Genomic DNA, 12460 nt, shown 5'->3' with positions numbered 1-12460 from the left:
TTCGGTGACCTCGCAGTTGAAGATGAATGTCTGGGTGGAAATGATCGGTGCGGATGGCGTTCCGCGGCGGCAGGAGGTCACGAGCGTCATACGTGATGTCGATGGCGCGCGGTTCGAGGATTTCGGGCTCACTCTCGAAGAAAGTAAGAAAATCCAGCGCAATCTGCAGGCAGAATTCGTCCAGTTCCAGGTCGATCAAGCCGGTCGCGCAGATCGGGTATGCGAGGAATGTGGCCGCCGCCGCGGAATTCATGATTACCGACCGCGTTCCATCCACTCGCTCTTTGGCGTCTGCCACATGCGCGTCCCTCGCTTTGATGGTTGTGCGTGCCCTGCAAGTGCTGGCGCAGGAAGGATTCAAGCCCTCTTGAAGGGCAGAGCGACCCCAGAACTCGAGCGTGTACAAGCTGAACTCGGATCGAGGCTGTCATTCCGAGACGCGGCCACGGTTCTTAACCTGTTTGCGCCGACCGCGCATAATCATCGGACGGTGAGCAACCGACTGGCCAAGGTAGCGGATCGAATCGAGAAATGGGATCAGGCAAGTCCCTACCGAATGAGCCGCGCCGGTGGATCACCAATCTCCGTGTTTATCGATGGCGCCTACATTCGTGCGGTTCCTGGATATCAGAGCCGCCATTTCGAAATCGCCATGGGGCGTGTCGTGGCCAAGGGCCGGCCACCTCGTCAATTCGCGGGCTCGCCTCACATCACCACCGGCAAGCATGATGTTGTTCGTGCCGCGCTTCAAGCCCAAGGATGGGTGCCAGGCGGCGACGTCACCGTTTTCAGTGACGGGGATGTCGGGCTGCAGGGCCTGGTTATCAGTGCGACGAGGCGCCCCATCGCTCATATTCTCGACTGGTTTCATCTGTCGATGCGGCTTCGGCACATCGAACAGGCATGGGATGGCATCAAGGACGGCGGGGACCTACGTACTTATCTTTTCGACTGTGATTTTCATGTTCCTCGCCTCCGCCATCTCCTCTGGAGCGGGTATGTCAGGGAAGCGACCCGGGCCGTAAACGCTATGCTCTATCGGCTGAAAGCGCATTCCCGATTGTTGGACACCAATTTGGCCTAATCGGCCCGAAGCCGCGATTTTGGCCAACGTGCGGAACAATCCGAGAACGTCACAGCTTGTTCTCCTTGGCTTGGAGGAGCATGGAGACGTTTTCGGCGGCAAATTTGAACCCTCTGCGGTCGGGAATTCGCTCAGCGGAGATCGGGTAGCGTGGCCGCTTTGGATCGATGCCGGTGATCCGGAACCGCTCGCTTCCGGTGCGGAACTCGCGTCCGAAGTCCGAAGGGGCCAATCCGAAGTGCTCTGCCAAGAACTCGAACCTGTCTTTTTCGAGATTGAATGCGGTGCCGTCGGAAGCGGGAATGCTGACGCGGAACACGGGCTCGAAGAAGAAGCCGGTATCCGTTCCGCGCCATCCGGCGCCCTCGATGACCAGGCCGTGGTCCTCAGCGATCTTCTGGCAGACCTCGAGCATGCGGGTCTGGATCTCTTCGCATGTCGCTGGCGTCAGACGGGTTATGAGCCTGCCCTTCGTCATTTGCCCTTCCTCACCTGATAGACAGTACCGCGTGAGACGCCGAGATCGCGGGCGATTTGTGTTGGGCCCTGACCCTGTCTAAGCCTTTGATGGATCGCGTCGCGGTCGATTTTCGGCGGCCGGCCCTTGTATGTGCCGCGCTTCTTGGCGGCAGAAATTCCCTCCGCCTGGCGCTCGCGCCGCAGATTGGTCTCGAACTCGGCAAAGACACCAAGCATGTCAAAGAAGGCCTTACCGGCGGCGGTCGACGTATCGACAGGTTGTTCTGTCGCGGAGAGATGCGCGCCCTTCGTCTTGAGCTTGTCCACGATCATCTGCAGGTCGCGCAGCGATCTGGCCAGGCGGTCAATCCGGGTGACGACAAGCGTCTCGCCAGCATGAATGAAGTCGAGAATGGTGTTTAGTTGCGGACGGCCTTCCAGGGTAGAGCCGCTCTTCTGCTCCTCGCGAATGACCTCGCAGCCGGCGGCCTTGAGCGCGGCGATCTGCGCGGCGAGGTTCTGGTCAGTGGTGGAGGTGCGGGCGTATCCGATGCGGGTCATGCAAACTGTTCATTTTGGGTGTGCCGGCGCGATGCTCTGTTCATTAACGAAGATTGAGCCCAAAATATACAGGCTTTTCCGGTTGCGACGTGTTCATGGCGGGTGTTCAGGCCGGGTATACCCAAATTAGAACACGCCCATCGGCTCCGGGCGGTCAGTTACGCCGTTGTCGTCGTGGTTTCAGCTTTCGGGTAATCTCGGCCAGCCACGCGACTGCACGGGGCGTGGCGTGCCAGGCCTGGCCGTTTTCCTCGACGTAGTCAGCTGCCTCATCCTCGCCCCCCAAAGTGATATAGCCGTCGATGGAAGCAAGCAAAGGCTGCTTGCCGGAAAGGACGCCAGGCACATGGCTGTTCGCGAGCCAGGCCTCCTCGGCAAGCTTGCCGGCGCCCGGATCGTTTTCACGAAAGGCAAGAAGTGCCCGCGTGTAGAGCCATGCAGCAGCGCCATCGTCTTCGTGCTGTTTGAGAAGCTTCCTCAGGGCCTTGATATCGTCGCGCGCCAGCAAATGCCCGGCCAGCACGTAGCGGATGCCCTGATTGTCATTCGGATTGAGCTTGAGCATTGCCTGATAATGGTCGATGGCCTCCTGATGCTGACCAAGCCGCCAGAGTACCGCGGCAAGACCTGCCCGCGCCCGCATGTAGGGGCGCGTCTCGAGAAAAACCCAGAAGTGACCGACATATTCCTCAAACCCGTCCGGTCCGAGCGCCTCTTCACCCGCCGCGACGCCCTTCTGGTAGTAGCCCAGCACTTCCTCGACAGACCCCGCCTCCTCCTCGGCCAACAGCACATAGGCGTCGGCGCACAACGGCGAGACTTTAAGCGCTTTCCTGGCCAGCGCGATACGCTTGCTGCGACTGGTTGCTTCCCAAGCCTCATACATGATGTCTTGCGCGGCATCCGTCGGGTCGCTCCCACGCCGTCCGCCGAAAAGACCTGCCATCAAACCCTCCATGCCGCGCCGGTCCTGCATCGGAGGCGGAGCATCGTCATTTTCCGGCTTCTTGGATTTCGCCACTGCCTTCTTTCGGGGCTTCTTCGATACAGGCATTTCTACCATTCCCTCCGATGCTTCACGCCGCTTGTTTCTGCTCAAAATCAATCCGGCTGTTCAGGTCGAGGTTGAAGCGGCCATAAGGATTGACGTGCCCGTAGATCAGCGGCGTCAGGCCGCGATAATCCTCCGGCGTCAGCCGCGCCGACCATTTCGGCTCGCTCAACACCGACTGCATCATGCGCGTGTTCACATAGACAAGCGACGCCTGCAGCAGATGCAGGGCCAGCACCGATATCTCCTGCTCATCGAGCCGGTTCGAGGCGATCTCGCCACCCTTGCCGAAGAAGACGAAGCTGTTGGCGCTGTTCCAGTTCTGGACCACATTCAGGCCTTCGTGGATTTCGCGGCGGAATTTCTCGTGGCGCAAATACCGGCACAGGAAGATCGTCTTGATCGCCCGGCCGAGTTCGGCGAGTGCCTTATAGGTCGGGTGCATCACCTCGGCGCGGGCGAAGCGGCGCAGGATCGCTTCGGGATCGGCTAACCCGCTGTGCATGGCAGCCGCATATTTGACCATCTCGTCATACTGCTGCTCGATCTCCTCCCAGTTGATGACGCTGGAAAGAATGGGAAGCAGATTGGGCAATTCAGCGCGCAGGCCTGGATGCGGCAGGGCCAGCTTCTGCCGGGCGATCGCCTTAAGGCGTGGCGCCAGTTCAAACCCGAGCAGATGGCAGAAGGCAAAGCCGATCGAGCTCTGGCCGTGGCTGTCGACATACTGCCGCTGGATCTCCATGTCGGTGCAATGCCGAAGCACGCCCTTGATCATCGAAGCAACTTCCGAGGACGAGCAGCGCTTGAGCTGCGAGAAGACGCAGGTTGAACCCTTTTCGACGTGCCAGTAGATCATCACGCCGCGACCGCCATAGCGGACATGCCATTCGGTCATAAGGTTGCCGTCCCAGGCGCCGAATTTCTTGGAATCCGAGGCACAAGCCGTGCCGGCTTCGCCCCAGATGGCGGTGTTGCGGATTGCCAGCGTCGCATTGGCAACACGTCCGCAGGCCGCCTCCAGCGCATCCCGATGGATGAAGCGCCGGCCAACATGAAGCAGTTCCTCGTAGCTGACATCCGGGCATCCGGCCGCCACGCGCTTCAGGCCGGCATTCGTGCCCAGCCCGTAGAGACACAGGATCAGACGCCGGTCGAGCGCACCGCGCGAAAGCGCCACACGGGAAGCCGACGTTTCAAAGGCGTCCAGAAAGCCGGTGTCGAGCGCCGTCTCCTTCAACACATCCAGCAGTTCCGTCATCGGCCAACGCCGGCCGATCTCGGCCTTGACCGATCGTAGGCCTTGCGGTTCCGGTAGTGGCTGGAACGGCGTGATCGAGATGCGGTTCTCGCCGCGCCAGAGAATGCGTGCCTTGTCGTTGCCGGGGAGTTCGGCATTCAGCAGCCGCAATTCCCGCTCAAGCTCGGCCTGGATTTTGCGCGTGAAAGCTCGCGCATCCGACGTCAGGTTGAGCGCGTTGTAGTAGGCCGCCCGTCGGCTCTCGAAATCCTTGGGCAGATCGTCGTCCGGATTGCGATAGCGGTCCGCCCCGACCACCCAGATTTCCTTGGCCCGGATGCGGTCGCGCAACTGGCTGAGGACGCAAAGCTCATAGCTGATCCGGTTGATGCGCCCGTCCTTGCCGATGATCGCGCCGCGCCATTTCGGCGGAATGACCCCTTCGATCGGCACCCCGTTCCGCGGCACAACTCGGCAACCGGTTTCGAAGGCCCGCCTGATCCAGTCCAATGCCCCAAGCACGGGCCGATGCACGGCATTGTTCGAACGAAACTCCAGAACCGAAAGAAGCTTCGGCAGGATTCTTCGATAGTGACTGGCATAGGATCCACGCATAACCTGGTAGATGCGCCGTTCGAGCGTGCCCTTCGCCCGATGCTCCTTGACGATCGCCGCAAGCTTCTCCTTGCCCGCTACCGGAAAGATCACATCGCAGACCCGGCCACCCGGCGCCTCGATCGCGGCACCCGCGATATCGACCAGCAGCCGCTCCTTGCCGTAAACCTTCTCGATGTCACGCGCGATGCCGGCCACCACCTTGCGCTTCGAACGCACCCCGATCTTGTGGATGGTCTCCACCAGCAGGTCGATCATGCCGTCGATGATCTGTGCTTCCCGCATCATCAGGAAAACGGTATGGAGGCCCAGTTGCCGCCTCGGGGCGTGGCGGCGCATCTCCGACGCTTTTTCGGCGCCGACCCGCCGAACGATCTGATCGATCCAGGTCTTGCCGGCAGCGGATAGAAGATCCCGCGGCAAATCCAGCTTCTTGATGAAGGCAAGTCGATCAGCCAGGGCAAGCATGTTGTCCAGCGTTGCTGCACCCGCGTCTCCTTTGATCGTAATGGAGCCCGGTCGGGCTATCTGGATCGGCCAGCGATGTTTCCATCAACGCGACCGTTTCCGGGCGAAGCCGATCCGCAACACCGCCAAGAAAGGATTCCAGAAAGCGTTGCCGCTCGGAGCGCACTATCCGCTCCATCTCCTTGCGCGACGGACCGAAAATCCTGCGATCCCGGCACCACAGAAAAACAGCCTCCATCATCGCAGCGACCGATGCTCCCTCAGGGCAAAGCTCCGTCGCTATCCAGCTCGCAAGCGCGGCTCGATCCGCCCGCTTCATCCGCCGAAAACCAAGATGGCGCAAAATCTCGGCGCAATGGCGCCGCCCTGAACGCCCCGAAAAATCATACTGGAAGAGATCTACCTTACTGACGCCAAGCTGCTCGGCCAGATACGAAACCGCCTCGTCGGGAGCCTCAGCCGCCGCGGTGGCGAAATATCCGTACGCGGCGAAGAACTTCAGTTGAACCGCCAGTCCAAGCCTCGACCCGGCCGGCTTGACGTTCACAAAGTCGACGTCGGCAAAAGACAGGCTCCACGCCCCGGTCAACGCCTCGAGCGAAACACGCAAACCCATACGTCCACCCCCTATGCCAGGAGTGAATTCTCAGGTGACGACACCATGCCGGTCAATCGGTTCCGGCAACGTTCCACAACTTGGCCAAAATCCCAGCTTCGGGCCGATTAGGCCATATCGGTGAGTGGAACCTGTATGTCGAAACGGCATTCCGCGATTTCTGCGATCTTTACGGGTGGACCTACCAGAAGGCCGGCGTCAATGACGGTGCCTATGGCGTGGTCGAGCAGGTCAACCTGATAAAGCAGGCCATCCGAGCCAAGCCCGATGCCATGGTCGTCACCATGACAGACGCTGCTCTGGAACCGGCATTACAGGAAATCGAAGCTGCCGGGATCACCTTGATCTTGAACAATTCATGCATCGAGGACATCCGTCGCGCTCACAATTGGGGCTTTGTTGGCGCCCCGCCCTACCAGCAGGGCCTCACGTGCGGCCGCATGCTTGCCGAGAAAGCCATTGCGAAAGGTCGCACCGATGGCCTTATCGTCTACGGTATCCCGATCCCGGGTCACAGCCAGCTCGAAGAGCGCGGACGCGGCGTCGCTGACGGCGTGAAGGCGGTGAATGATGAGCACAAGTCGACATTTACCGTCGAGCATTTCGCCGACTTATCGCACGATCTTGCCCAGTCGATTCCGCTCTACAACGCCAAGCGGAGCAGCGCTGGAGCGCAACTGGTTGCCTTTGCAGCATCAGGTTATACCAGCCAGCTCGCAGCCTTCCAGTCGCTGCAGCAGGCAGGCGTGCCCGCTGGAGCGATTCTGATCGGTGGCATGGACGCCACCCCCGATGTTCTTGAAGGTATCCGCGCCGGCTACATCTCGTTCGCCATCGAACAGGAACTCTATCATCAGGGTTTCATGGCGGCGGCAGCGGTCTGGGCCCGTATCGAACGTGGCGCCACTCAGCCTATCGTGGACACGTCCTCGGCGGTGGTGACTCTCGAGAATGTCGGTCGTTTCGCAGACCGTGTTGACATCATCATGAAGCGCGCAGCCGAACTCGGCCTGCGTCACTAAACCCATCGGCCTGGCATCGGCTGCACCCAGTGCGAGGCCAGGTGCTGGGCCTTTGGCGCGCGGCGGCGCCGATCGCGTTTTCGGCGCCCGTCGAGTGGATTCACTGTTCAGCGCGCTTCGAGCAGGTGATGCCGATAAACTTGCCTCCCAAGGGCAACTGAGAGCCGGCTCGGCTCTCTTTTTTGTTCACTCCGAAGCCTTATCCCATGCGTCCGCAGCGGAGTTCCGGGCTTCAGTGCGCCCGAGACAAGAGCCAGGTATGCGACTTTTGAAGCAAAACAGGTGAACGTCGGTGCCACGGAAGAAATGTTGATCGTCCCGGGGCCAGACTGTTGGAACTTTCAATATATGCGCAAGCTCCGTGCCGATTTTGCGAGCATATTCTCCGTCGCAGCTAGACAGCGACAATGGTCCCCGAGAAAGCGGATTGGCTTCGAAAGGATCGTCGCCCAGCTTACGAAGATTCGGCCCCAGGAAGGTTGCCACAGCGCTTACGTTGCGACTGCGCGGGCGGAGATGGTGCCGGCGATGAGCAGAATGCAAGTCACTACCTTGCGATAGTTGGGAGTTGCAGACCCATCGCGACCGGGCTTGATCTCTGCGTGCCTCTTGGGGCCTGCGGTGCATTCCGCCTCCTTCGCAACCGACAGTCCTCGGTAGCCACCATGGTTTCCTACTGGTCGACCGACTACCTGATCGCTGCGCGCGCCGCTTTGGCCCATCTGGCCGGGGGACCATTTCTATCGAGGTTCACAACCACCACCGAATGCCTGAGCCTCGCCGACCGTGAGATGCAAGCCCGGTTTCCGGTCGAGCCTGATGTTGGTTCATAATTGGCGGATATCGGCTCGGAATTCCGTGACACATTTACCCCTGACACGCATGCACATTGCCGCCAGCGAACGCCGTGCGTCAGAGCGCGTCGTAAACAGCATCGATCAAGACTTTGCGGCGTGGGTCCACGTCGTCGAAGCCCAGCATGCGGTTGGTGACATAGCCGAACCCGACACCGGCGGCGGGATCGGCAAAGCCGATGGAGCCGCCCCATCCGCTGTGGCCGAACGTCTGCGGCGACGCGTGGCTGGTATAGTTTGGATCCTCCATCAGATAGCCGGCGGCGAATGCTGTCGGCGCCGCGAAGCTGTCGTCCATCCCGCGAACGCGGAGCCTTGTTGCTTCGTCGATTGCGGTACGGCCGACCAAGGGCTTGTCCTCCCAAACGCCACCGACCGCCATCATGCCGTAAATGCGCGCCAGTGCGTGTGCCGTTGACTGGCCATTGCCGCCTGGCACTTCGGCGGCACGCCAGGCGCGGTCGTTGGGTGCCGATGCCCGGGTTGTCGGATTATTGGATGCGTGGGGAAATTGAGAGGCGCGGAGAAACTCTACCCAATCCGAAGCTTTTGGACCTTCAATCATCTCGGCGACTCTGGGATCCTCGCTGGCCGGCAGACCTACATGAAAATCGGCACCGAGCGGGCCAGCGATCTCTTCCGCGATGAAGCGGCCCATGCTTCGCCCGTCGACACGTCGCAGCACTTCGCCGGCAAGGTGGCCGTAGGTAATGGCGTGATAGATGCAGCGGCTGCCCGGCTCCCACAGGGGTGACATGGCGGCAAGCGCGTCGACAAAGGGGGTCCATGCAAACAGCCCTGCCTCGTCCATCGGCACTGAGAGGCCATTCAGCCCGGCCTGATGCGACATCACCTGATCGAGCGTGATGCGCTCCTTGCCGCCGGCCGCGAATTCCGGCCAGTAACGCGCAACAGGGGCGGCATAGTCGAGCTTGCCGCGCTCCACCAGCATGGCGATGGCCAAGGCAACGACGCCTTTGGTGCAAGACCAGACGTTGACCAGCGTGTCCTGCCGCCACGGGCGTTTCCGCGCGGCATCCGCATGACCGCCCCATAGATCAACGACGGTCCTGCCGTGGACCACGACCGACACGCCGCCGCCATGTTCCAACCCTTGTGCGAAACTCCCGCCAAACGCCTCGCGCAGGCCGGCAAAACGCGGATCGCAGATACCATCAATGTTCATGCATGAATTCTCATCTGGTTCGAGGTCCTTAACACCACGCAGTGTCAGTCGCTGTCCTTAAGATTAGCAACTAGGCTGCCGGGATCGGCACAGAGAAATGGTGCCGCAGTCAGTCCCGAGGGCAGCGGCGTGCCACGCCAAAAAGGAGACCGGTAATTTCTCTGGGGTCAAACACGGGTTTTTAGGCTCGAGCAGTCCATTAGCATCGTTTTGATCGGAGACAAAGCGATGGCGGTGGAATGGACGGTTACGATCGAGGGCCGGAACGAATTTGGCGACACGTGCCGGAAGGAGGTCCGCATAGACAAGAGTTGGGAGAGCCTGTTCGACGGCGACATCGGCTTGTCGATCGGCGATAGCAAGAAGATCATGGCAGCGCTGCAGAACGCGGTCGTGAATCATGAGGCGGACACGTATGCCCTTCTTCGCCGGGTTTGCCCGGATTGCCATACGTTCCGACCGGTCAAGGACTACACGTCACGCCGGATCCGAACCGTGTTCGGCACCGTTGAGGTTAGCAATCCCCGATGGATGCTGTGCCGGGAATGCCATCCAGGGATGGTCGGTGCCTTCGCGCCGCTGAAGGAAATTTGTCCCGATCGAGCGACACCGGAGCTGATGGAACTGACGGCGCGGCTAGGAAGCATGCTCCCCTACCGGCAGGCGGCGAAGGTGCTGGCCGATTTCCTGCCCACTGAACCGACTGAGACGCATGCGACCGTGCGCAAGCGTACCATCAGGATCGGCAAGCTGCTCGACGACCAGGTCATGCAGGAAACTTGGCGCGCGAGGGCCCAAACGGATGACCGATGCCAGCTTGAGATGCAGCTTCCCGGAGATCGGCGCAAAGAGTTCGTTATCAGCATCGATACTGCTCATGTTCGCAGCGCCGAGACCAATTCAGCGCGAAATTTCGAGCTCGTCGTGGCCAGATGCGGCCGCGGGGGACGGGGCGAAAGGGGCGGTCGCTATTTCGTCACCGGCAGCACCGACCAGCAGGCAATCCGCGATCGTACTCTTCATTCTCTCCAGGAAGTCGGGTATCGCGGCTTTGGGGATGTGACGGTGATCTCGGACGGGGCCGAAATCCTAAAGCGGCTGCCCCGCGCCATGCCGAAACCAACGACCCACATCATCGACTGGTTTCATATTGCTATGAAGATCCAGCCCATGCAGCAGATCGCCGATCACATCATACGATCCCGCTCAGGCCCCTTTGAAGCGCTTCCAACCATCGACAGGGACATCAGAGCCGTGAAGTGGCGTCTGTGGCATGGGCGGGTCGGCCGCGCGATCCGCGACCTGGAGCAACTTCTAGTAAGACTGAAGGAAGGCGGGTTCGCGATCGCACGGCTTCACAGGCTCGGGGAGCAACTCCTGACCTATGTCCGTTCGAACCGCGGTGCGATCGTCAACTATGGAAAGCGCTACCGGGCTGGACTTCGCGTCGCCACCACTCTCGCCGAGTCGGCGGTGAACTCAGTCGTCGGGAAACGTATGGTCAAGAAGCAGCAAATGCGCTGGTCGCTTCACGGTGCGCATATGCTCATGCAGGTCCGGGCGGCGGAGATCAATGGCGAACTTCGCAACCGGCTGCGGGCGCCTTTCCGACAGCCAGAACTGAACGTGCCTCCAATATTCAAGCCCAAAACGCCTCTTCTACGCGCCGCCTGACCCCAGAGAAATTACCGGTCTCGCGGCGAGTTACCGCGACCACTGCACCTAATCTAGTGCTTCGAACTGTTCGTTGGCCGCCCACCTATTCAAGGTCAGCTCGCCGAATCGGCGGGCAAGCTGTACGTCGCCACTTATCGCTTCGCGCGCTTCGATTACGCCGAAGCAAACGAGGGAGATCTGAAGCCGATTGCTGAGAAATCGCAGCGTGTTCAGCACGACCCGCTGTTCCCGGTACGAGCCGGCGAGAATGTTATGGACTTCATCGATCACAAGAACGTGGACGCCGACCGTTTTCAGAAGCCGCAACGCCGCTTGCTCCATCTGCACGATGTCGGCACGGGGTGCTTGTGGCGCGCCAAGCGCAGCCAGGATCCCGGCATATAAACGGCGCTCACTTGGCTTCCCGGTCATCTCGATTGCCAGGACCGGTATAGCCTGTACGCCGGTCGTCGGAGCAAATCGGGAGGGGTTGTTGTCGCAGAATTTTTCCAGGATCATCGTCTTGCCCATGCCACTGTCGCCGTAGATGGCCACCGAGGGCATGCGCGTGCCGCGAGGATGGTCAACCAGCAGGTTGAGACGATCGAGCGCCTGCTTGGCGCGCGGATAAAAAATCCATCGGCGAGCCTGAATTGCGCGAACTCGCACGATATCAGGCTCGCCTAGGAGGTCTTTGGCGGCCTGCGTCAGATGGACATTATCCGTGCTCAAAGGGGCTCAATCCAGATCTTCAACGGAGGGGACAGGTTTGCTTGAATCGACGCCCCGAAGCGAGCCCACTTCATCGTCATCCACATTCGTTTTCGCAAGCCGCAGGCGCCCTTGTGTCTTATGTTTCGCCTCCTCGATCAGTTCGCGCTGCGAAAGCGCAGTACGAACAAGGACGTGCATGTCAATTTCGCGTTTGCCCTGAGAGTTGAGTTTGCGCCGGGCAGCCTGCGCCTCCCACAGCGTAATGGGCGCGAGTGTCACATCGGCATAGCGAGCCTCAACAAAGCTGCCGGAGTGACGCCTAACAAAAACGCGCGACAAATCGCGGGGGTCGTATTTCACAATCAGGCGGGCCTTGGCCCTTCCGATATCGGCGGGGACCAGTAGCGAATGTTGAAAAGATGGATGCCGGTCGGGCGCAACGTTCTCTCTGCCTCCGGCAGGAAGGAGATCCAGAATTGCATTCGATCGTTCGGCAGGCGCAACACCAACTCGCTCTCCTGCTGCCGCCAGACAGCAATCGGTGGCCGACGGAGCGCGCCATGGATAGCATGATGGTATTGCCCAACGATCTCAAGTGCGATGTAGCGCTCAAGCTCTCGAAGCGTCAGTGTCGCATGGCGTTTGGCCATCATACTCGCGCCGTTCCTCGATGTTGCTCCAGGTCGATCCTGGCAGCAGGTGAACCGCGCCCATCTGCGTGCCAATCAACCGTTCGATGTGGCCGCCGAAATGGGGCGTCCCCGGCGGACGCCAATCGATCTGTATGCCGTTGTCCCGGCAAGCACGTTCGAATGCATGACTACGAAAATCGGCGCCGTTGTCGACATGTATCGTTCCCGGCAAACCGGCCACGCTTCATCGATACCCCTCTCCTGCAACCATGGCGTCTTGTCGAATACTGAGTGCAGTACGC

Annotated in this window: 11 protein-coding genes and 1 pseudogene; 3 read left to right on the top strand and 9 right to left on the bottom strand. The window is 60.4% G+C overall.

Translation table 11 applies throughout. The features are described from left to right. Positions 1–4 precede the first annotated feature (4 nt). Positions 5–1054: pseudogene (locus AC1D0N_RS29265) on the top strand (hypothetical protein); the annotation flags it as partial. A 79-nt stretch (positions 1055–1133) separates the two neighbouring features. Here the strand turns inward: AC1D0N_RS29265 and AC1D0N_RS29260 are convergent. From AC1D0N_RS29260 to AC1D0N_RS29240, 5 genes are all read right to left on the bottom strand, one after another. Continuing rightward, entirely contained in the window at positions 1134–1562 is a 429-nt protein-coding gene (locus tag AC1D0N_RS29260) for a hypothetical protein (RefSeq protein ID WP_477249829.1), read from the bottom strand. Continuing rightward, on the bottom strand, positions 1559–2104 hold the full coding sequence (locus AC1D0N_RS29255; protein ID WP_477249828.1) for a recombinase family protein: 546 nt from the start codon (positions 2102–2104) through the stop codon (positions 1559–1561). Before AC1D0N_RS29255 ends, AC1D0N_RS29260 begins: the two co-directional genes overlap by 4 nt. Before the next feature lie 154 nt (positions 2105–2258). Further along, positions 2259–3158 (bottom strand): tetratricopeptide repeat protein, encoded by a 900-nt coding sequence (locus tag AC1D0N_RS29250; RefSeq protein WP_477249827.1) that lies wholly within the window; start codon positions 3156–3158, stop codon positions 2259–2261. Between the two features lie 22 nt (positions 3159–3180). Further along, positions 3181–5478 (bottom strand): Tn3 family transposase, encoded by a 2298-nt coding sequence (locus AC1D0N_RS29245; RefSeq protein ID WP_477249826.1) that lies wholly within the window; start codon positions 5476–5478, stop codon positions 3181–3183. After that, positions 5462–6094, bottom strand: coding sequence for a DUF4158 domain-containing protein (locus AC1D0N_RS29240; RefSeq protein ID WP_477249824.1), 633 nt, complete (start codon positions 6092–6094; stop codon positions 5462–5464). The genes AC1D0N_RS29245 and AC1D0N_RS29240 overlap by 17 nt, the downstream gene beginning before the upstream one ends. Before the next feature lie 80 nt (positions 6095–6174). Between AC1D0N_RS29240 and AC1D0N_RS29235 the strand changes: the two genes are divergently transcribed. Continuing rightward, the gene (locus AC1D0N_RS29235) at positions 6175–7116 is read left to right on the top strand and encodes a substrate-binding domain-containing protein (protein ID WP_477249822.1); all 942 of its coding nucleotides are present in this window, start codon (positions 6175–6177) and stop codon (positions 7114–7116) included. 912 nt (positions 7117–8028) lie between these two features. On the opposite strand, the gene AC1D0N_RS29230 is transcribed toward AC1D0N_RS29235, so the two are convergent. Beyond that, complete coding sequence (locus AC1D0N_RS29230) at positions 8029–9156, bottom strand: serine hydrolase domain-containing protein (RefSeq protein WP_477249821.1); 1128 nt, start codon at positions 9154–9156, stop codon at positions 8029–8031. A 228-nt stretch (positions 9157–9384) separates the two neighbouring features. On the opposite strand from AC1D0N_RS29230, the gene AC1D0N_RS29225 reads away from it, so the two are divergent. Further along, entirely contained in the window at positions 9385–10830 is a 1446-nt protein-coding gene (locus AC1D0N_RS29225; protein WP_477249820.1) for an ISKra4 family transposase, read from the top strand. 48 nt (positions 10831–10878) lie between these two features. On the opposite strand, the gene AC1D0N_RS29220 is transcribed toward AC1D0N_RS29225, so the two are convergent. From AC1D0N_RS29220 to AC1D0N_RS29210, 3 genes are read right to left on the bottom strand one after another with little or no spacing between them, the layout of a single operon-like run. Continuing rightward, positions 10879–11544: a TniB family NTP-binding protein gene (locus AC1D0N_RS29220; protein ID WP_477249818.1), complete on the bottom strand. Its 666-nt coding sequence runs from the start codon at positions 11542–11544 to the stop codon at positions 10879–10881. Positions 11545–11550: 6 nt separating this feature from the next. Next, on the bottom strand, positions 11551–11886 hold the full coding sequence (locus AC1D0N_RS29215; RefSeq protein ID WP_477249816.1) for a hypothetical protein: 336 nt from the start codon (positions 11884–11886) through the stop codon (positions 11551–11553). A 2-nt stretch (positions 11887–11888) separates the two neighbouring features. Continuing rightward, positions 11889–12179 (bottom strand): Mu transposase C-terminal domain-containing protein, encoded by a 291-nt coding sequence (locus tag AC1D0N_RS29210; RefSeq protein WP_477249814.1) that lies wholly within the window; start codon positions 12177–12179, stop codon positions 11889–11891. Positions 12180–12460: the final 281 nt, after the last annotated feature.

This window comes from Mesorhizobium sp. P2_E10 (genome assembly GCF_056404235.1).
This window is presented reverse-complemented; position numbering and strand designations above follow the sequence as displayed.